This is a genomic window from Streptomyces drozdowiczii, assembly GCF_026167665.1.
GTDB lineage: Bacteria > Actinomycetota > Actinomycetes > Streptomycetales > Streptomycetaceae > Streptomyces > Streptomyces drozdowiczii_A.
This window is the reverse complement of record NZ_CP098740.1, coordinates 4,312,960-4,333,729: the sequence shown is the minus strand read 5'-3', so window position 1 is coordinate 4,333,729 and position 20,770 is coordinate 4,312,960. Positions and strand designations below refer to the sequence as shown.

General features: G+C 71.1%; 11 protein-coding genes and 2 pseudogenes. 5 read left to right on the top strand and 8 right to left on the bottom strand.

The annotated features are described in order from the left end of the window. Position 1 precedes the first annotated feature (1 nt). The 3 genes from NEH16_RS19740 to NEH16_RS19730 all read left to right on the top strand — a co-directional run bounded on the left by NEH16_RS19740 (position 2) and on the right by NEH16_RS19730 (position 4,756). On the top strand, positions 2–1,417 hold the full coding sequence (locus tag NEH16_RS19740; protein WP_265544117.1) for a carbohydrate ABC transporter permease: 1,416 nt from the start codon (positions 2–4) through the stop codon (positions 1,415–1,417). Then, positions 1,414–2,289, top strand: a complete 876-nt coding sequence (locus NEH16_RS19735; RefSeq protein ID WP_265544115.1) for a carbohydrate ABC transporter permease — start codon at positions 1,414–1,416, stop codon at positions 2,287–2,289. Before NEH16_RS19740 ends, NEH16_RS19735 begins: the two co-directional genes overlap by 4 nt. Before the next feature lie 310 nt (positions 2,290–2,599). Next, on the top strand, positions 2,600–4,756 hold the full coding sequence (locus tag NEH16_RS19730; protein WP_265544113.1) for a bifunctional glycosyltransferase/CDP-glycerol:glycerophosphate glycerophosphotransferase: 2,157 nt from the start codon (positions 2,600–2,602) through the stop codon (positions 4,754–4,756). Between the two features lie 246 nt (positions 4,757–5,002). Here NEH16_RS19730 and NEH16_RS19725 read toward each other — a convergent pair whose 3' ends face one another. The 6 genes from NEH16_RS19725 to NEH16_RS19700 form a co-directional block, all read right to left on the bottom strand. After that, complete coding sequence (locus NEH16_RS19725) at positions 5,003–5,377, bottom strand: EamA family transporter (protein WP_242441999.1); 375 nt, start codon at positions 5,375–5,377, stop codon at positions 5,003–5,005. A 69-nt stretch (positions 5,378–5,446) separates the two neighbouring features. Beyond that, the gene (locus NEH16_RS19720) at positions 5,447–6,067 is read right to left on the bottom strand and encodes a class I SAM-dependent methyltransferase (RefSeq protein ID WP_265547268.1); all 621 of its coding nucleotides are present in this window, start codon (positions 6,065–6,067) and stop codon (positions 5,447–5,449) included. Beyond that, the gene (locus NEH16_RS19715) at positions 6,043–6,960 is read right to left on the bottom strand and encodes a glycosyltransferase family 2 protein (RefSeq protein WP_265544111.1); all 918 of its coding nucleotides are present in this window, start codon (positions 6,958–6,960) and stop codon (positions 6,043–6,045) included. The genes NEH16_RS19720 and NEH16_RS19715 overlap by 25 nt, the downstream gene beginning before the upstream one ends. Positions 6,961–7,001: 41 nt before the next feature. Next, on the bottom strand, positions 7,002–8,219 hold the full coding sequence (locus tag NEH16_RS19710) for a glycosyltransferase family 39 protein (protein WP_374215646.1): 1,218 nt from the start codon (positions 8,217–8,219) through the stop codon (positions 7,002–7,004). Between the two features lie 145 nt (positions 8,220–8,364). Next, positions 8,365–11,898 carry a bifunctional glycosyltransferase/CDP-glycerol:glycerophosphate glycerophosphotransferase gene (locus NEH16_RS19705; protein ID WP_265544107.1) on the bottom strand — a complete coding sequence of 1,178 codons (3,534 nt, stop codon included), beginning with the start codon at positions 11,896–11,898 and terminating at the stop codon, positions 8,365–8,367. A gap of 206 nt (positions 11,899–12,104) precedes the next feature. Continuing rightward, the gene (locus NEH16_RS19700; RefSeq protein ID WP_073965559.1) at positions 12,105–12,728 is read right to left on the bottom strand and encodes a TetR/AcrR family transcriptional regulator; all 624 of its coding nucleotides are present in this window, start codon (positions 12,726–12,728) and stop codon (positions 12,105–12,107) included. Between the two features lie 158 nt (positions 12,729–12,886). Here NEH16_RS19700 and NEH16_RS19695 point away from each other — a divergent pair, with 158 nt between their 5' ends. Further along, complete coding sequence (locus NEH16_RS19695; RefSeq protein WP_430523758.1) at positions 12,887–13,825, top strand: ABC transporter permease; 939 nt, start codon at positions 12,887–12,889, stop codon at positions 13,823–13,825. Continuing rightward, positions 13,818–14,587, top strand: a pseudogene (locus NEH16_RS19690) (ABC transporter ATP-binding protein). Before NEH16_RS19695 ends, NEH16_RS19690 begins: the two are co-directional and overlap by 8 nt. 136 nt (positions 14,588–14,723) lie before the next feature. On the opposite strand, the pseudogene NEH16_RS19685 reads toward NEH16_RS19690, so the two are convergent. Both NEH16_RS19685 and NEH16_RS19680 read right to left on the bottom strand, forming a co-directional pair. After that, positions 14,724–19,726, bottom strand: a pseudogene (locus NEH16_RS19685) (NAD-glutamate dehydrogenase). A gap of 358 nt (positions 19,727–20,084) precedes the next feature. Further along, a complete protein-coding gene (locus tag NEH16_RS19680; protein WP_265544104.1) occupies positions 20,085–20,762 on the bottom strand; it encodes an HAD family hydrolase in 678 nt (225 codons plus the stop codon). Between the last annotated feature and the right edge of the window lie 8 nt (positions 20,763–20,770).

The window sequence follows — 20,770 nt, the reverse complement described above, 5'->3', positions numbered from 1 at the left end:
CGTGACGACAGCGGCAGCGGGGGGCGCCGACGAGGCGCTCCCCGCCGACAGGCAACGGTCCGGCGGGCCCAAGGTGCCCGCCCCCAGGAAGGCCGCCCCGGCCGGCACTCCGGGGCGCGCGCCCCGGAGCGTGACCGGCACCCGCAGGGTGATCGCGGGGCTCTTCCTGCTGCCGGCGCTGGTGCTGCTCGGGGCGCTCGTCGTGTACCCGATCGTGTACTCCGTCTACCGGTCGTTCTTCGACCAGGCGGGTACGGGCTTCGCCGGCATCGACAACTACAAGACGCTGTTCACGGACGACACCATCCTCACGGCGGTCAAGAACAACGCGATCTGGGTGGTGTTCGCACCGACGGTCTCCACCGTGCTCGGGCTGATCTTCGCGGTGCTGACCGAGCGCATCCGCTGGGGCACGGCCTTCAAGCTGGTCGTCTTCATGCCGATGGCGATCTCCATGCTGGCTGCGGGCATCATCTTCCGGCTCGTGTACGACCAGGCGCCGGAGCGCGGGGTCGCCAACGCGGTGTGGGTGGGCGTGCACGACACGTTCGCCGAGTCCTCGGGCTTCCCGAAGGCGCATCCGCTTCCCGTGGCCCCGCTGAAGGCGGCAGCGGGCGGGACCTTCGTGACGAAGACGGCCGTGCGCGCCGGGCAGCCGGTCCAGCTGCCCCTGGTCGGGGTGCTCCCGGCGAAGATGCCCGGCGACGCGCAACCGGCCAAGGCTCCGGCGGCGGCCGGGGACGGCGCGGTCACCGGCACCGCGTGGCTGGACTTCACCAAGGGCGGCGGCGGCAAACCCAATGTCATCGACGCCAAGGAGCTCGGGCTCAAGGGCCTGAAGGTGGAGGCCGTCAAGAACGGCGAGGTGGTCGCGACCGCCAAGGCGGCGGCGGACGGCACGTTCACGCTGCCCGCCTCGGCGGACGGCGCCGAACTGCGCCTCCCCGCCTCCAACTTCAGGGAGCCGTACAACGGCGTGGACTGGCTCGGCCCGTCGCTCGTGACGCCCGGGATCATCGGGAGCTACGTGTGGATGTGGGCGGGCTTCGCGATGGTGCTGATCGCGGCCGGCCTGGCCGGTCTGCCGCGTGAACTCCTCGAAGCGGCCCGGGTGGACGGGGCGAACGAGTGGCAGGTGTTCCGCCGGATCACCGTGCCGATGCTCGCACCGGTCCTCGCGGTCGTGCTGGTCACGCTGATGATCAACGTGCTGAAGGTGTTCGACCTGGTGTTCATCATCGCGCCGGGCTCGTCCCAGGACGACGCCAACGTACTGGCGCTCCAGCTGTACCGGTCCTCGTTCGGCACGGACGCGGACCTCGGGGTCGGCAGCGCCATCGCCGTACTCCTGCTGCTGCTGGTGATCCCGGTGATGCTCTTCAACATCAGGCGGATACGGAAGGAGGGGCGCCGATGACGACACCCTCGGCGACGGCGACCCGGTCGCTCGGCGCGCGGATCGCGGCACGGGCCGGCGGCGGTGTGATGCGGGTCGTCCTGGTCCTGGTGGCCCTGTTCTGGCTGATGCCGACGATCGGGCTGCTGCTGTCCTCGCTGCGCAGCCCGGACAAGATCGCGTCGACCGGCTGGTGGCAGGTCCTCACCGCCCCCTCCGAGCTGACCGTCGACAACTACTCCCGGCTGCTCGACAATTCGGCGATCACGGACTCGCTGCTCTCCACGGTCATGATCACCGTGCCGTCCACGGTCCTGGTCGTGGTGATCGGCTCGCTCGCGGGATACGCGTTCGCGTGGATGGACTTCCCCGGCCGCGACTGGTGGTTCCTGCTGGTCGTGGGGTTGCTGGTGGTCCCCGTACAGGTGGCGCTGATCCCGGTGTCGAAGCTGTTCGGCGAGATCGGGATCTTCGAGACGACACTCGGTGTGGTCCTCTTCCACACCGCGTTCGGTCTCCCGTTCGCGATCTTCCTGCTGCGCAACTTCTTCGCGGAGATCCCCCGCGAGCTCCTGGAGGCGGCGCGGCTGGACGGGGCGGGTGAGATACGCCTCTTCACCCGGGTCGTCATGCCGCTGGGCGGTCCGGCGATCGCCTCGCTCGGGATCTTCCAGTTCCTGTGGGTCTGGAACGACATGCTGGTCGCGCTGATCTTCGCGGACTCGGGGTCGCCGCCGATCACGGTGGCGCTCCAGCAGCAGGTGCGCCAGTTCGGCAACAACATCGACGTGCTGGCGCCCGGCGCCTTCGTCTCGATGGTGATCCCGCTCGCGGTGTTCTTCGCCTTCCAGCGCCAGTTCGTCTCCGGCGTGATGGCGGGGGCGGTCAAGTAGCGGTTACGTCACAGAGCGGGGCACTCCGGCCGGCCGGCGGGGGTGCCCCGCAGCCGTGCGACGCCCCTGGTCGCGGGGGTCGCGGGCGCCCGTCATGGGCCCGCGCGCCCCGTATTGCCCAAGGTTCACTTACTGTCCTGGGTAGTATGATAAGTGGGGCCTTCATCAGCCGCGCGGTCGACCGCTCACGGGCCCGACGCGCCCGTCTCTTCGGCCTTCGTACGCCTGCCCGCCCCCTGACCCGTCCTGCGGAGCCCGCCCCAGTACGCTGTGTGCTCTCCCAGTACGCACAGTCCGAGAAAGAGTCCGTATGCCCCGGCTGAGTGTCATCATCCCCGTCCGCCGCGCCCGAGGAAGTCTGCGCGAGTGCCTGGAGTCGGTGCTCTCCCAGTCGTTCACGGACATCGAGGTCATCGGGGTGGACGACGGCGCGCCGGACGGCTCGGGCGTGGTCCTGGACGAGTTCGCCGCGCGCGACAGCCGCGTCCGGGCCGTGCACCTGGAGCCGGGCGCGGGGGCGCACGGCCGCCGGAACGCCGGGATCGAGGAGGCCGCCGGGGAGTACGTCCTCTTCCTGGAGGGCTACTACATCCTCCTGCCCGAGGCGCTCCAGGCCGTCGCGGACCGGCTGGACGCCACCGGCGACCCGGACGTGCTGCTCTTCGGCCACCAGAAGCGCCCCTTCCGCGGCAAGGTCCGCTCGACCCGGTCCCTGCAGAAGCTCGACGGCATGCCCGAGGGCCCGTTCACCCTGGCGACCCGCCCGGACCTCCTGGACATCGCCCCGGTCTCCTGGAACCGCGCGGTCCGCCGCGCCCTCCTGGAGCGCGAGACCGTGACCTTCGGGCCGGGCCCGCACGGCGAGCGGATGTACGCGCTGGCGACCGTCGCCGTCGCGGCCTCGGTGGCCACGCTGGGCACCGCCTGCGTCGAGCACCGCCAGCAGCGCTATCTGCCCGGCCTCGTGGACGACGTGGAGCCCCGCACGGGCTCGACCCCGCTGGAGCTGGTCGAGGCGTACGACGCGCTGATGACCTTCGTGGAGGCGCGCCCGGCCCTGAAGGACGTGCGCGGCCTCCTCTTCGACCGTGCCGTGCAGGAGCTGCTGACCGCGTACCCGACGGTGACCAAGCGCCGCCGGCAGTACGTGGGCGCGGTCGGCGCGTTCCACAGCGCGCACCGCCCGGAGGGCTTCACGTTCCCCGGCGGCGCCAAGGGGCTGCGCCCGCAGCTGATGGGCGGCGGCAAGTACACCGCGCTCGGCGCCCTGGACACCGCGCTCGCCACCCGCCGCAGCCTGCGTGCCGCGCCCACCACGGCCCGCGCCAAGGCGAAGAAGCAGTTCACCAAGCGGTACTACAAGGCGCAGCGCAAGCTGCCGCTCGACCCCAAGCTGGCCGTGTACGCCGCCTACTGGAACCGCGGGGTGAGCTGCAACCCCGAGGCGATCTACCGCAAGGCGAAGGAGCTGGCGCCCGACATCCACGGTGTCTGGGTGGTGTCGAAGAAGAACGTGGACTCGGTGCCCAAGGGCATCGACTACGTGGTGCCCGGGACCCGCCGCTACTGGTCGGTGCTGGCCCGTGCCACGTACTTCTTCAACAACGTCAACTTCCCGGACCACCTGGTCAAGCGCCCCGGTCAGATCCATGTCATGACCCACCACGGCACCCCGCTGAAGATCATGGGCATGGACCAGCAGAACTACCCGGCCGCCGCCCAGGGGCTCAACTTCGACCGGCTGCTGAAGCGCGTGGACCGCTGGGACTGGAGCGTCTCCGCCAACCCGCACTCCACCGAGGTGTGGTCGCGCGCCTACCCGAGCGCGGCCCGCCCGCTGGAGACGGGCTACCCGCGCAACGACGTCTTCGCGACGGCCACCGAGGAGCAGATCGCCAAGATCCGCGAGGACCTGGGCATCCGCCCCGGCCAGCGCGCCGTGCTCTACGCGCCGACGCACCGCGACTACGAGGCGGGCTTCACCAACCGCCTGGACCTGGACCGGTTCTGCGCGGCCGTCGGCCCGGACACCGTGGTCCTCATGCGCGCCCACTACTTCTACGGCGGCTCGGGCCTCCCGGAGAACGCGTCGGTGATCGACGTCTCCACGTACCCGCGCGTCGAGGACCTGTGCCTGGCGGCGGACGCGCTGGTCACCGACTACTCCTCGGTGATGTTCGACTACGCCCACCTGAACCGCCCGATCGTGATCCTCGCCCCGGACTGGGAGACGTACCGCACGGTCCGCGGTGTCGTCTTCGACCTGCTGTCCGGGCAGCCGGGCGAGACGCCGGGCGCCGTGGCCACGAACACCGACGAGCTGGCGGCGATCTTCACCGACGGCAGCTGGAACAGCCCGGAGAACGAGGCGCTGCTGAAGGCGTTCAAGGAGCGCTTCTGCCCGTACGACGACGGCCGCGCCGCCGAGCGCGTGGTGCGCCGCGTGCTGCTGGGCGAGGAGTCCTGAGCCGTACGTACGACGCCGAGGGGCCCGTCACCGGAACGTTCCGGCGGCGGGCCCCTCGGCGTAGCGCGGCTAGGGCGTGTTTCGAAAGTAGCGCCGTCCGCCCGCAGGGCGGGCCGGGCGGCGTCTGGTGCGTGCTCTCGGCGTGCCGGCCGCGATCCCTCGTACTGGACGTACTAGGGATCTCGGCCGGTGCGGCGAGAGTGCGTGCCAGGCGTCGCCCGGCAGGCGGGACTTTCGAAACACGCCCTAGCGTTGCTGACCGGCCATGACCGTGATCAGGCCGACCACCACGAGCAGCGAGCCGCCCCAGGTCCACAGCGAGGTCCGCTCGTGCAGCACGGTCGCCCCGGCCAGCACGATCAGCAGGTAGCCGAGCGCGTTGAAGGGGTACGCGACGGAGAGCGGCACCTTCGCCAGCGTCGTCATCCAGGCGAGCGCGGACACCGCGAAGACCAGCAGCCCGAACACGACCCAGGGGCTGCCCGCGGCCCGCAGGGCGACGGAACCGCCGTCGCGCCCGGCGGCGGCCGCGGCGCCCTTCATCCCGTGCTTGAGCATGATCTGGCCGCCCGCCGACGAGAACACGGCGAACAGGAGCAGCAGCACACTGGGGAGGGTCAAGGACTTGCTCCTGACTGCGGGGCGGGGGGTTCGGGCGCCCGGGCGGGCGCGGGTCCGGGGCGGGGCGCCTCAGACACCGACCCGGTCGGCGGGGACGTACTGTCGGTTGAGGATGTCCTGTACATCGACGTGCTCTCCAGCGATGATCGTCTCGGCCGCGTGCGGGGTGAGCAGGGCGACGTGCTGATAGCCGAACAGCGTCGGCCGGACCCGGGTCAGCAGCCTCGACGCCCCGCCGAGCACGGCGGCGAGCGGCCCCCGGCCGAGCAGCGACCAGAACGGCGCGCCGGTGGACGAGAGTTCGAGGACGTCGTAGCCGGCGGCGCGCACGGTGCGGCGCAGGCTGGCCCGGGTGAAGAAGCGCAGATGCGTTTCGTCGAGGATGCCCCGGCGGTCGTAGTCGAAGGCGCCGACGGCGACCCGCAGCCGGGAGTACCAGTGGCTGAAGTTGGGAACGGACAGCAGCATCCGGCCGCCCGGCCGCAGCACGGACGCCGCCTCGGCGAGGACGCGTTCGGGGCGGGACAGGTGCTCGATGACGTCCCCGGCGACCACGTAGTCGAAGCCGGTCCCGGCCTCGGCGGGCAGCCCCTCCTCCAGGTTGGCGAGGTGGAAGCGGCTGCACCGGTCGCGGACGCCGGGCACCTCGACGTAGTCGACGCCGGTCACCTCGTGGCCGAGGGACTCCAGCCGCTCGGCGAACAGCCCGCCGGAGCAGCCGAGGTCGAGGACGCGGCCGGGGGCAGCGCGCGCATCTTCTCCAGGATGACCGCGTGCGAGGAGCCGTCGCCCTCCTTGAAGGCGTACTCGACGGGCTTGGGGATCCACCGGCAGGTCCCGAACCCCTTGACGGCCAGCCGGTATTCGAGGACGTCCTTGACCACGTCCTTCGCGTACTTCATGCCGTTGACGTAGCAGATCTCGTCGCCGTAGTAGGTGGGGACGGGGATCTCCTTGATCCGCATGCCCGCGTGCAGCAGCTGCACGATGATCTGGGTGTCGAAGTCGAAGGCGTCGGTGTTCCGGTCGACCGGCAGCTGCTTGAGGGCGGCGACGCTGTACGCGCGGTAGCCGGAGTGGAATTCGGTGAGGTCCGAGCCGAGGAGGCCGTTCTCCAACCGGGTCAGGATGCGGTTGCCGAGCCACTTGTACATCGGCATGCCGCCCTTGAGCGCGCTGCCCGACGTCATCATCCGGGAGCCGAACACGGCTTCGCACTCGCCGCGTTCGATGGGCGCGACCATCTCGGGCAGCAGCTCGGGGGCGTACTGCCCGTCGCCGTGCAGCAGCACGATGATGTCGAGTCCGTGCTCGGCGGCCAGCGCGTATCCGGCCTTCTGGTTGCCGCCGTAGCCGAGGTTCTTGGTGTGCCGCATGACGACGGTACGGGGCATGCCCTCGGCCTGCGACCAGCGGCAGCCCGCCGTGAAGGTGGCGTCGTGGCTCGCGTCGTCGAGGATGAGGATCTCGTCGATCCGCGACCGGAAGTCCTCCGGGATCCGGTCGAGGGTCTTCTCCAGGGTTGTCTCCGCGTTGTACGCGACCACCAGGATGCCGATCCTGGGGCTCGGGCTTTCCTTCACGGGGCGTTCTCCAGTTGCGGTCGGGGACGGGGTGTGCGGGATCAGTCGACGGTGGAGCAGGAGCGGAATTCCGTACGGGGTGCGGAGACCCGCGCCCGCTCGGTGGGGGCGGTGTCCGGGGGTGTGGCGAGGATGCGGCGGGCGCCGGTGAGCAGGCCCGCCGCCAGGACGAGCCAGCCGGCCGCGCCCAGGTACAGCACGGGCTCGCTCCAGCGCACGGCGGACCGCCCGCTGTAGCCGAGGACGGCGACCAGGCCGACGACCGCGCTGTACGCGAACCCTTCGACCGGGCCGAGCACGAACATCCCGGCGGCGGCCCAGGTCAGGTACTGGAGTCCGGACGCGGTGGACAGGAGCAGCAGCAGGCCCAGCGTGACGGCGACGACCCCGGGCGCCTCGGCGGGCCGCAGCCAGGCGAGCCGGACGCCCGCGGCCACGCAGACCAGCACGAAGAGGAAGTGGCCGCCGCCCTGCATGAAGGCGATGACCGGCTCGGGCAGGCCGAGGACGTCCGCGAACCGCACGAGCCCCCACAGCCGGTAGCTGCCGCCCGCGTATTCCAGCACGTTGTGCACCAGGTCCATGGGCACGGTTAGCAGCGCCGGCCCCCACACGAGCGCGGTGACCCCGGCGAACCCGGCGGTGAAGCGGACCAGGACCGGCCGCCCGCCGCGCAGCGCGGCCACGAAGAGGGCCGGGATCACCACGACCGGGATGAACTTGACGCTGATGGACAGCGCCGCCGCGACGCCGGCCGCGAGGGGTGCCTTCCGGTCGGCCAGCAGATGGGCGGCGGCCAGCGCGAAGGCGACGGCGACGGCGTCGGTGTTGCCGTGGTAGCCGGAGGTCGCGATGAGCACCGGGCTGACGGCCACCCCGGTCCCGCAGAGCATCGCGGTGCGCACGGTGGCCCGGCGGCGGACGATCTCGAACACGAGGACCGCGCAGGCGAAGTCGGCGGCCGACGCGGGGACGCGGATCAGCGTGGCGAAGGAGAAGCCGAGTTCGGTGAGGCGGTCGAGGCCCAGCAGCATCCACCCGGCCAGCGGCGGGTGGTTGTAGACGGGGAGCCCGGGCAGCGGGTGCGCGTAGACGCGGACGGGGCCGTACCCGGTGATGGCCTTCGCGAACCCCGCGAAGATCCGCACATCGGCGGGGCCGGGCGAGTTGGCCGCGATGATCATGCGGGTGAGGAGGCCCGCGGTCGCCGCGACGAGCACGGCGGTCCTGGCCCGCCGCACGTCCGTTTCGCCCCACATTCGGATACCCATGAAAGCAGAACGTAGCAAGGCGGCGACGCTATGCGACGCAGCGAATCGTCACCGTGGCGTAAACAGCGGCCCTGGAAACGCCGATGCCCGGCCGGTGCGGACCGGCCGGGCATCGTGGCTCCACCACAGGCGACTACAGCATGCGGTCGACCACGCGGGCGGTGGCCCGGCCGTCGTCCAGGTCGCAGAAGTCGTGCCGGAACTGCTCGTACGCCTTGGCGTGTCCGGCGATGGCCTTCTCCGGGTCCTTCAGCGCGGCGATCAGGTCGTCGGAGCCCGGGATCAGGGGCCCGGGCGCCCGCTTCTCGAAGTCGAAGCTGAACCCGCGCAGCGTGTCGCGGTAGTGCTCCAGGTCGTACGTGTGGAAGAGCATCGGCCGCCCGGTCTGGGCGAAGTCGAACATCAGCGAGGAGTAGTCGGTGACCAGGGCGTCGCTGATGAGCATGAGTTCGCCGACGTCCGGGTAGCGCGAGACGTCCTTGACGAAGCCCGTACCGCTGTCCGGGAGCCGGTCGGTGACCATGTAGTGACGGCGCACCAGGAGCACGGTGTCGTCGCCGAGTTCGCGTTCGGCGGCGGCCAGGTCGAGCTGGAGGCCGAGCGAGTAGCGCCCGCCGCCGAGGCGCTGGTCCTCGCGCCACGTCGGCGCGTAGAGGACGACGCGCTTGCCGGCCGGGATGCCCAGCTTCTCGCGTACCGCGGTCGCGACCTTGGCGCGGTCCGGGGCGTGGAAGATGTCGTTGCGCGGGTAGCCGCACTCCAGCACCTCGCCCTCGAAGCCGAACGAGCGGCGCAGCACGGGCGTGGAGAACGTGTTCGGCGAGACCAGGAAGTTCCACTGCTTGGCCCGCTCGGCGAGGGTCGCGATGTACCCGGCGTTCGCCTGGGCGGTGCCCGCGAGTTCGAGGCCGATGCGCTTGAGCGGGGTGCCGTGCCAGGTCTGGACGACCGTCTGGTCCTCGCGGCGCACGAACCACTCGGGCAGCTGCGTGTTGGTGATGATGTAGCGGCTGCGGGCCAGCGCCTCGTGCCAGGCGGCCGAGCCCTGCTCGACGGCGGTGGTGCCCTCGGGGACGATCGCCTGCTGGTCGCGGACGACCCAGATGTGCTCCACCTCGGTGCCCCGGCGCACCAGCTCCTCGTAGACGGCGCGCGGCGAGTCCGAGTACTGGCGGCCGTCGAAGGTGCTGTAGAGCGCGGCGGCGCGCAGCGGCTCGGAGCGCTGTGCCGCGTACGCCTCGCTCAGCAGGCGCTTGGCGCGCGGGCCGCGCTCGGCGGCGGTGAGCACGGAGCCGGAGACGACGAGGAGCTGGTCGCCGAAGCGGCGCTCCAGGGTGTAGTCGCGGCCGCCGAGCGTGCGGGTGGCGGGCAGGGTGTGGAAGGCGGAGGCGGGGAGCCGCAGCGCGCGGTCGCCGCTCTCGTCGGCGGCGCCCTTGTCCCGGAAGAAGAAGTACCAGTTGCCCTCGCCGAGCGGCACGGCGCCGCCCGGTCCCTCCACGGCGTCCGGCCGCAGCTCGGCGCGGAAGCGGCGGACGCCCTCGGGTCCGGTGAAGTCGACCGGGAAGATCTGCTCCTCGCGGTGGGCGCTGTTCTGCACGACCAGCTCGACCGGGCGGGCCGGGTCCTCGGGGAAGGTGCCCTCCAGGAAGAGCCGGCCGTCGTCCGTCCAGCTGGCCAGCTCGACGGCGGGCTGCACGGGGCGGTCGCCGATCACCACGTTGCCGCGCGCGCTGACGGTGAGGGCCAGCTCGCGGCGGACGCCGTCCGGCCCGTCGGCGATCGGGTAGCGGCCGGGGTGGACCGAGCCGGGGGCGTCGAGCGACGCCTTCAGGCCCTTGCCGACCAGGTGGACGCTGTACGAGACGGTCTTCGGGGCGTCCTCGCCGGTGGGGCGGTTCGCCTCGACCGAGGCGATCGGCAGCTCGGCGGTGAAGCGGTTCCAGCCGGCTCCGGCGCCGGAGCCCACGGTGACGGGGACCTCGACGGTGGTCTTGGTGGCGCCGTGCGTCAGGACCAGGGTCAGCTCGTCCTTGACGAGGCGGGCGCGGACGACGCCGGTCACCTTGACGGTGCCGGGCCGCTCGCCGGGGCCGTGGGTCTCGAAGCGGGCGTCGACGCGCTCGGAGTGCAGCACCAGCTTGTCGCCCTCGAAGGCGGGGACGATGCGGTGGTCGCCGTCGGGGCGGTGGACGGGCGGCGCGACGGATGCCTCGCGGACCGAGGGGAAGGCGCGCCGCAGCAGGCCGCCCCGGGCGATGCCCACCTGGAACTGGAAGGTGAGCTGCTTGGGGCCGCTGTCCGCCTGGATGCGGAGCTTGGAGGCGTCGACGGAGGTCTCGAAGCCGGCGCGGTGGTAGTCGTGCAGGCTCTGCCGGGAGCGGGCGGTGGCCTCGGGCTCGTCGGTGCGGCGCAGCCGGAGCGGGACGACGTGGCGGCGGCCGGCGCGCAGCCAGCCGATCCGGAACTCACTGGCCCCGGAGGCGACCGGCAGGTTGCGGATGTACGCGTAGCCGCTGAGGTGCAGCTTGCCGTCGCGCCACCGGGCGTCGCGCAGCCGGGCGGCGAGCGGCAGGTCGCGGTCGGCGACGCGCGCCACCGGGGCGGGCACGGGCCGGGTGAGCACGGGGTAGTGGGCCACGCGCTTGCGCAGGCCGCTGACCTCGAACGCGCCGGGCTCCCGCTTCTCCTGGAGGAGCAGCGCCAGCAGCTCGTCCATGCGGTGCTCGCGCACCAGGTACCACATCACGCGCAGGCGCAGCGGCAGCCCGTCGAGCACCGAGGGGTCGACCTGGTCGATGAACTTGTTGGTGTACGTGAGGAAGGCGTCCCGGTACTCCTGGTCGCCGTCCGGCAGGACCTCCATGAAGTACCAGAGGTCGTTGGCCAGCGCGTGGGCCTCGTAGTGGTTCTTGTCGGCGGGGGTGCGGTTCTCCGCCAGGAACTCGGAGACGCCCTGGACGTGGGCGACGCGGTCGTGGATGCCGCGGACGACGGCCCGGCTGGTGGTGATGGAGCCGGGGCGGTCGCGCCAGTAGTAGACGGGGTCCTTGACGATGTCGACGGAGCCGGCCAGGAAGTGGGCGGGCAGCACGACGGGGATGTCCTCGTACAGCGCGCCGACCGGGAAGGCGAACTCGTGCTTGTCCCAGAAGGAGCGGCGGAAGACCTTGTTGCAGGCGATGCGGTCGCCGAGGAGGTCCAGGTCGCGCGAGACATGGGTGCGCTTGCGCGTGGTGGCCATGGGCTTGCGGAACATCGGCGACTGCACGAGCTTGCCCCCGGCGCGCAGCCGCAGGACGTTGCCGGACGCCAGGTCCGAGCCGGTCTCCTCCAGCGATTCGACCAGCAGCTCGTAGGCGTTCGGCGGGATGATGTCGTCGCTGTCGCAGAAGGCCAGGTAGCGGCTCTCCGGGTGGGCGTTGCGGAAGCCGGTGTTACGGGCGTGCCCCAGTCCGCCGTTCTTCTGCCTGACCAGCTTGAAGCGGTCGTCGCCCGCGGCGAACTCGGCCGCCAGCGCGGCGCTCCCGTCGGTGGACCCGTCGTCGACCATCACCACCTCGAGGTCGGTCATGGTCTGCTCCGCGAGGGACTTCAGACAGTCCGTCAGGAAGAGTTCCACGTTGTAGACGGGGACAACGACACTGAGCCGTGGCGGCATGTTGAGCACGTCCGTTCATCAAGGGCCTGGCTATCCGTAGGGCTCAACCGCGGAGGCGGTCGGGGGTCACCGGTTACGGTCCCGAACGAGTGACTGCGCCTGCACCGTGCTCGCCCCGTGCACATGCTCCGGAAGGCCCGGTGGGCGGCCCGCCCACCAGATTAACCGATCGAAGGGTGACCCCTACAAGCACGCTGGCACACCCCCGCGAGCGGTCATCCGGCGGGGTCCGCGCCGTGTGTGAGCGCCGCCACGGCGGAGGCCGCGAGGTCGTCCAGATACTCCGGGGGCAGCTCGCCCCGGACCACCGCGAGCCGCCAGTAGAGCGGGCCGACGATCAGGTCGAGGGCGCGGTCGGGATCGCTGCCGGGCGGCAGCTCGCCGCGCGCGACGGCGTCCCGGACGACCACGGCGGCGACGCCCTGCTGCGGGTCGAGCAGGGCGGCCTTGATGGCGTCGGAGATCTCCGGGTTCCGGGCCGCCTCGACCAGCAGGTCCGGGATGACCTGGGAGGCCAGCGGGTGGCGCAGGGCGTACGCGGCCAGTTCGAGGACCGCGCGCACGTCCCCGTACAGGGAGCCGGTGGCGGGGGCGGGCATGCCCTGCGCGGCGACGGCCGAGACCAGGTCCAGGACCAGGTGCAGCTTGGACTTCCAACGCCGGTAGACAGCGGTCTTGCCGACGCCGGCCCGGCGGGCGATGCCCTCGATGGACATCCGGGCGAACCCGACCGCGGCCAGCTCCGCGAACACCGCGCTGCGGATGGCGTCGGTCACGTCCTCGCGCAGGACGGCGGCTCCCGCCGGGGCTCGGCGGCGGCTTCCGGGGTCGGTGGTCATGGCCGAATCATAGTCCGCGACGACGAAACGGTTGCGTTCCGACGTCGGTACGTCCTACCCTCGGCGTTGCGACGATACGGTCCCGTCCCGTCGCCGGGCGCGTCTCTCTCCGCCCGTACGCCGTGCCCCCGCCTGCCCGCCTCCCGTCGAAAGCGATCGTGGTGAGCCAGACAACAGCCCCGGCCCCGGTGGACAGCCCGCCGCCCCCCTCCCCGCCCGTGTACGGCTCCGGCGAGCTCGCCGCGCTGGCCGCGCGGCATGGGCTGACCGTGAGCGGGGCGCGGCCCTCGCTGCCCGCGTACGTGCGGCAGCTGTGGGGGCGGCGGCACTTCATCACGGCCTTCGCCACGGCCAAGCTCACCGCCCAGTACAGCCAGGCGAAGCTCGGCCAGATCTGGCAGATCATGACCCCGCTTCTCAACGCGACGGTCTACTACTTCATCTTCGGCATCCTGATGAAGACGAAGCACGGCGTGCCGGACTTTGTGCCGTTCCTGGTCACGGGCGTCTTCATCTGGACCTTCACCAGCTCCTCGATCACCGCCGGCACGCGCGCGATCAGCGGCAACATCGGCCTGGTACGGGCGCTGCACTTCCCGCGCGCCTCGCTGCCGATCGCGCTCGCCCTGCAACAGCTCCAGCAGCTGCTGTTCTCGCTGGGCGCGCTGGTCCTGATCCTGCTGGCCTTCGGGCAGTACCCGCAGCCGGCCTGGCTGCTCGCGGTGCCGGCCCTGGCCCTCCAGGCCGTGTTCAACACCGGTATCTCGATGGTCATGGCCCGCCTCGCCGCGCGCACCCCGGACATCGCCCAGCTCACCCCGTTCGTGCTGCGTACCTGGATGTACGCCTCGGGCGTGATGTGGAGCATGGACACGATGCTGCGCGGCGACCGGGTGCCGGACTGGGTGAAGCTGGCGCTCGAACTGAACCCGGCGGCCGTCTTCATCGACCTGGTGCGCTTCGCGCTGATCGACAGCTTCGGCGCGAACCAGCTGCCCCCGCACGTCTGGGCGGTCGCGGCCGGCTGGGCGCTGGTGTGCGGCGCGGGCGGCTTCGTCTACTTCTGGAAGGCCGAGGAGAGTTACGGACGTGGCTGATTCCCTGATCCCGACGGTCGTCGTGGACGACGTCCACATCACGTACAAGGTCAACGGCGCCCGCACCGGGCGCGGCAGCGCCACCTCCGCGCTGAGCCGGATCGCCTCGCGCCGGCAGGCCCCGGGGTGCGCGAGGTGCACGCCGTCAGGGGCGTCAGCTTCGCCGCGTACAAGGGCGAGGCGATCGGGCTGATCGGCTCCAACGGCTCGGGCAAGTCGACCTTGCTCAAGGCCATCGCGGGCCTGCTCCCCGCGTCGAAGGGCCGCGTCCACACCCACGGCCAGCCCTCGCTGCTCGGCGTCAACGCCGCGCTGATGGGCGACCTGACCGGCGAGCGCAACGTGGTGCTCGGCGGCCTCGCGATGGGCATGACGCGCGCGGAGATCCGCGAGCGCTACGACGGGATCGTGGACTTCTCCGGCATCAACGAGAAGGGCGACTTCATCACCCTGCCGATGCGCACGTACTCCTCCGGCATGGGCGCCCGCCTCCGCTTCTCGATCGCCGCCGCGAAGGACCACGACGTCCTGCTGATAGACGAGGCCCTTTCCACGGGCGACGCCCGCTTCCAGCAACGCAGCAAGGCCAGAATCCGCGAACTGCGCGAACAGGCCGGCACGGTGTTCCTGGTGAGCCACCACAACAAGTCGATCACCGAAACCTGCGACCGAGCGCTGTGGCTGGAGTCGGGAACCCTCCGCATGGACGGCCCGGCGAAGGAAGTAATGGCGGAGTACGAACGCTTCACGAAGAAGCGGTAAGCAAAAGGATGCCCTCAATCGCCGGCCACACCCAGCCCGCCCGGCGTTTGAGGGCATCTTTCGAGCCCGTCCGGCGATTGAGGACAAAGGGGCGAGCGGCCACGAACCCGCAGCCGCCCACCCACCGCGGCGCAGCCTAAACGTGCGTACGAAGCAACGTCCGCATCGTCCGCATAGCCACCGACAGATTCGCCAGATCAAACGCGTCCGACCCCTGGATCTCCTCCAGCGTCGACCGCGACCGGGCCAGAATCGCCGCGTTCTTCTCCTCCCACGCCTCGAACCGCTCCTGCGGCGACGACGCCCCGTTGCCCACGGCCAGCACATCGGCCGTCAGCGCCGCATGCGCCGCGTACAGGTCCTCGCGGATCGACGCCCTCGCCATCGACTGCCACCGGTCCGCCCGCGGCAGCTCGATGATCCGGTCCATCAGCTGCGTGATCCCCAGCCGGTCCGCGAGGTCGTAGTACACCTCGGCGACGGCCAGCGGCTCCTTGCCCGTACGGTCCGCGATCGCCACGACGTCGAGCGCGGGGAAGACGGAGGAGAAGCCGGCGACGCGCTGCGCCGGCTCGTCCGGGACGCCCGCCTCGGTCAGCTCGTCCAGGATGCCCTGGTACCACTCCTGGTCGGCGCCCTTCAGCATCTTCGGCAGCGCCGCCCAGACCTGCTCGACCCCGTCGCGGAAGAAGTCGACCGTCTCGGAGATCGCCAGCGGCTGCGGCCGGTTGCCGAGCAGCCAGCGCGAGCCGCGCTCGACCAGCCGCCGCGAGTGCAGCCGGATCCGGGTCTGGACATCGGCGGCGACCTCGTTGTCGAGGGCTTCCACCGCGTCCCAGACCTCGCCGAGCCCGAAGATCTCGCGGGCCGCGAACTGCGCGCGCACGATCTCCTCGATGGAGGCCCCGGTCTCCTCCCGCAGCCGGTGCAGGAAGGTCGAACCACCGCTGTTGACCGTGTCGTTGACCAGCACCGTGGTGATGATCTCGCGCCGCAGCGCGTGCCCGTCGACCGCCTCGGCGTACCGCGTGCGCAGCTGCTCGGGGAAGTAGGCGTGCAGCAGCTTCTGGAGGTGCGGATCGTCCGGCAGGCTGGTCCCGATCAGCTCCTGCGCCGCCGTGATCTTGGTGTAGGCGAGCAGCACGGCCAGCTCGGGCTGGGTGAGCCCCTTGCCGGCGTTCAGCAGCTCGCGGATCTGCCGGTCGTTGGGCAGGAACTCCAGCGCCCGGTCGAGGTAGCCGTCGCGCCCGAGCCGCCGCATGAAGCGCTGCTGGGCGTGGAGCAGGGAGGGCGCCTGGGCGACCGAATTGGCCAGGGCGGTGTTCTGCGCGTAGTTGTTGCGCAGCACCAGGTGCCCGATCTCGTCGGTCATCTCGGCGAGCAGCGCGTTGCGCTGCTTGACGGTCATGTCGCCGTCCCGCACCAGACCGTTGAGCAGGATCTTGATGTTGACCTCGTGGTCGGAGGTGTCCACCCCGGCGCTGTTGTCGATCGCGTCGGTGTTGATCCGGCCGCCGTCCCGGGCGAACTCGATGCGCCCGAGCTGGGTGGCCCCGAGGTTGCCGCCCTCGCCGACGACCTTGGCGCGCAGGTCCGCGCCGTTGACGCGGATCGCGTCGTTGCCCTTGTCACCGACGTCCGCGTTCGACTCGGCGGTGGACTTGATGTACGTGCCGATGCCGCCGTTCCACACGAGGTCGACGGGCGCCTTGAGGATGGCCTGCATCAGGTCGGCGGGCATCATCTTGGTGACCCCGGCCTCGATGCCCAGCGCCTCGCGCATATGGGCGTTGACCGGGATGGACTTGGCGCTGCGCGGGTGGACGCCGCCGCCCGCGGAGATCAGGTCCTTGTCGTAGTCGGCCCAGGAGCTGCGCGGCAGGTCGAAGAGGCGGCGCCGCTCGGCGTAGGAGGTGGCCGCGTCCGGGTTCGGGTCGATGAAGATGTGCCGGTGGTCGAACGCGGCGACGAGCCGGATGTGTTCGGAGAGCAGCATGCCGTTGCCGAAGACGTCACCGGACATGTCACCGACGCCGACGACCGTGAAGTCCTCGGTCTGGGTGTCGTGGCCGAGCTCGCGGAAGTGCCGCTTGACGGACTCCCAGGCGCCCCGGGCGGTGATGCCCATGCCCTTGTGGTCGTAACCGGCCGAACCGCCGGAGGCGAACGCGTCCCCGAGCCAGAAGCCGTACGCGACGGCGACCTCGTTGGCGATGTCGGAGAACTTCGCGGTGCCCTTGTCGGCGGCGACGACCAGGTACGTGTCGTCCTCGTCGTGCCGGACGACGTCCTTGGGCGGGACGACCTCGCCGGCCACCATGTTGTCGGTGATGTCGAGGAGCGCCGAGATGAAGGTGCGGTACGCGGCGATGCCCTCGGCCATCCAGGCGTCGCGGTCGGACGGGTCGGGCAGCTGCTTGGCGACGAAGCCGCCCTTCGCGCCGACCGGCACGATGACGGTGTTCTTCACCATCTGCGCCTTGACCAGGCCCAGGATCTCCGTACGGAAGTCCTCGCGCCGGTCCGACCAGCGCAGGCCGCCGCGGGCGACCTTGCCGAAGCGCAGGTGGACGCCCTCCACCCGGGGCGAGTAGACCCAGATCTCGAACGCCGGCCGGGGCGCGGGGAGGTCGGGGATGGACTGCGGGTCGAACTTCATCGAGACGTACGCGTGCGGCTCGCCGTCGTCCGCGTGCTGGAAGAAGTTGGTGCGCAGGGTGGCCTTGATGACGGTGAGGAAGGAGCGCAGGATCCGGTCCTCGTCGAGCGAGGCGACCTGGTCGAGGGCCCCGTCCAGCTCTTCGAGGAGCCCGTCCGTCAGCTCCGTGCCCGCGCTCTGGCGGCCCGGCGACATCCGGGCCTCGAAGAGCGAGACGAGCAGCCGGGTGGTGTGGACGTTGTTCTGGAGGGTGGACTCCATGTAGTCCTGGCTGAACGTCGAACCGGCCTGGCGCAGGTACTTCGCGTAGGCGCGCAGCACCATGGCCTGGCGCCAGTCGAGCCCGGCGCTCAGCACCAGCGCGTTGAAGCCGTCGTTCTCCGCCTCGCCGGTCCAGACGGCGGCGAAGGCGTCCTGGAACCGCTCGCGCGCCCCGTCGGCCAGGTAGCCGCCGTTGGCGGTGGTCTGCGGCATCCGCAGCCCGAAGTCGTAGATCCAGGCGTGCGTGCGGTCGGCGCAGCGCAGCTCGTACGGGCGCTCGTCCACGACCTCGACGCCGAGCCGCTGGAGGGCGGGCAGCACGGCGGACAGCGAGACCTGCTCACCGGTGCGGTAGATCTTGAAGCGGCGCTCACCGGGGGCGGCGCCGACGGGCTCGTACAGGCTGAGGGAGAAGCTGCGCTCGTTCTCCTTGAGCGCTTCGAGGTGGACGAGGTCGGCGACGGCGGCGCGCGCCGAGTGGTCGGCCTTGTAGCCCTCGGGGAAGGAGTGCCCGTACTGGCGGAGGAGTTCGGCGGCGCGCTCCTCGCCGCACTCGGCGTTCAGCGCCTCCTGGAAGCCGTCGGCCCAGGAGCGGGCGGCCTCGACGAGGCGGGCCTCGATGCGGTCGGCCTCGGCGTCGGTGAGGCTGGGCAGCTCGCTGCCGGGCGCGACGCGGACGACGAAGTGCAGCCGGGAGAGGATCGACTCGGTGTTCCAGGCCGTGAAGTCGACGCTGGTGCCGTTCAGTTCCTCCTTGAGGATGTCGATCAGCCGCAGCCGTACACCGGTGGTGTAGCGGTCGCGCGGCAGGTAGACGATCGCGGAGTAGTAGCGGCCGTACTCGTCCTGGCGCAGGTAGAGGCGCAGCCGGCGCCGCTCCTGGAGGTAGAGCACCGAGGTGACGATCGAGCGCAGCTGGTCGACGGGGGTCTGGAACAGCTCGTCGCGGGGGTAGGTCTCCAGGATCTGGAGCAGGTCGCGGCCGTCGTGGCTGTTGGGCGTGAACCCGGCGCCGTCCAGCACCTCGGCGACCTTGCGGCGGATGACGGGGACCCGGCGCACGGACTCGGTGTAGGCGGCGGACGAGAAGAGGCCGAGGAAGCGGCGCTCACCGATGACGTTGCCGTCGGCGTCGAACTTCTTCACGCCGACGTAGTCGAGGTAGCTGGGGCGGTGCACGGTCGCCCGGCTGTTGGCCTTGGTCAGGACGAGGAGCTTGTGCTCGCGGGCCTTGGCGCGGGCGTCGGCGGGCAGCCGGTCGAAGGACGGGCTGACGGGGTGCGCCTCGTCCTCGGTGTGGTGCGGGTCGGAGCGCAGGATGCCGAGTCCGGTGCCGGGGACGGCGGCCAGCGAGTCGCTGTCCCGCAGCTCGTACTCGCGGTAGCCGAGGAAGGTGAAGTGGTCGGCGGCGAGCCAGCGCAGCAGCTCCCGGGCCTCGTTGACCTCGTCGTCGGCGAGGTCGTCCAGCGGTTCGCCGGGCAGGTCGTCGGCGATGCGGAGCGCCGCGCCCCGCATCTTCTCCCAGTCCTCGACGGTCTCCCGTACGTCGGACAGGACGCGGAGCAGGTCCACCTGGATCTGCTTGAGGTCCTCGCGGTCGGTCTCGCGGTCGATCTCGACGTGGATCCAGGACTCCACGAGGGCGTCGTGCGGCAGGCCCTCCTTGGCGTCCTTGGGGCCCTTGCCGCCGTTCCGGCGGGTGCCGTCGGTCAGGACCTCGACCAGCTTGCCGGTGACGTCGCGGCGGACGACGACCTGCGGGTGGATCACGACGTGGATGCCGCGGCCCTGGCGGGAGAGCTCGTTGGTGACGGAGTCGACCAGGAACGGCATGTCGTCGGTGACGACCTCGACCACGGAGTGGCTGCACGTCCAGCCGTTCTCCTCGACGGTCGGGGTGTGCACCCGGACGTTCGCCTTGCCCTGGGGGCGCTCCTCGGCCAGCCGGTAATGCGAGGAGGCGGCGCCGAAGACGTCGATCGGGTCCCGGCCCACGATGTCCTCGGGGGCGGTGTGCAGGTAGTAGCGCTGGAGGTAGGAGAGCAGGACGTCCTGGCGGGATCGCTCCTGCCCGGCCCCCGAGCCGTCGGCCCCGGCGGCCGCGACGTGCACCCGGGGGCACCGCCCGGCCCGCCGACACCACCGCCCGGGCTGTTGTCAGCTACCTTGGCGGCCCGTGCGAGCAGCTCGGCCTTGGCTTCGTCCAGCTTGGTCTGCATGTCCTCTGGCTCCTGTCGCGCGCCGTTGCGTGACGTAGGTGAAAAGGTCGGCGTAACGCCACGACGCGAGGTTTCCGGTCGGGGTCGACGCTATGCCGCGATGAGAGACCGCCGGGACCGTATCGGCCGTTTCCTGCGGCCGGTCCGGGCGGGAGGGATCAGCCGAGGCAGCCCGGGCACGGTGGTGCTCCGGGCGCGGGCCGGGGGCTTCGCTGCCCCCGAGGCATATCGCGCTGATCACGGGACCAGGCTATCTCGCCCGCACCGGTGACCGTCACGATCCGGATGTGTACAAAAGAAGGCCGCGAATTTTGACACTCCGGACAGCGCGAACGCACCGTCCGGAATCCTTCCGGGGCTACCGGGTCAGCTGCTCGGCGAGCGCGATGGCCTCGGTCAGCGTGTCCACGACGGGCACACCGGCCTTCTCCAGGCTGGCACGGCTGTGCGAACCACCGGTGTACAGGACGGCCTTCGCACCGGCGTGCGCGGCGGCCACGGCGTCGTCCACCGCGTCACCTATGACGACCGTGCGCTGCGGGGATATCCCGTCCATGGCGGCGAGGTGCCGCCGCATGTACTCCGACTTGCTGCCGCCGGACGGACCGGTGCGCCCGTCCACGCGTACGAAGTGCCGCTCGATGCCGAACCCGCGTACGACGGGGACCAGCTCCTCGTGCCGGTACATGCTCATGATCGACTGGCTGTGCCCGGTCAGCTGCCACCGGGCCAGCAGCTCGGCGGCCCCGGCGGTCAGCCCGCAGGCGTCGCGCTGCTCGGTGTAGTGGCGGTGGAAGACCCCGTCCATCCGCTCCCACTCGGCGTCGGTGGGGAGCCGCCCCATCAGCCGCTCGTAGAAGCGCGGTATCGGGATGCAGTACATCTCCCGGTACTGCTCGACGGTGATCGGCGCCAGGCCGACCTCGCCGAAGGCGGCGTTGGTCGCGCCGACGACGGCGGTGTTGTCGTCGAGCAGTGTGCCGTTCCAGTCCCAGACCAGATGCGTGCGGTGCTGTTCCCCCGGTGCGATCCCCATGCCGGAAA

Coding starts and splice junctions, on each gene's coding strand:
- NEH16_RS19735 (WP_265544115.1), top strand. CDS start 1,414: ATGACGACACCCTCGGCGACGGCGACCCGGTCGCTCGGCGCGCGGATC.
- NEH16_RS19730 (WP_265544113.1), top strand. CDS start 2,600: ATGCCCCGGCTGAGTGTCATCATCCCCGTCCGCCGCGCCCGAGGAAGT.
- NEH16_RS19710 (WP_374215646.1), bottom strand. CDS start 8,219: ATGTGGGGCGAAACGGACGTGCGGCGGGCCAGGACCGCCGTGCTCGTC.
- NEH16_RS19700 (WP_073965559.1), bottom strand. CDS start 12,728: ATGACCACCGACCCCGGAAGCCGCCGCCGAGCCCCGGCGGGAGCCGCC.
- NEH16_RS19680 (WP_265544104.1), bottom strand. CDS start 20,762: ATGGGGATCGCACCGGGGGAACAGCACCGCACGCATCTGGTCTGGGAC.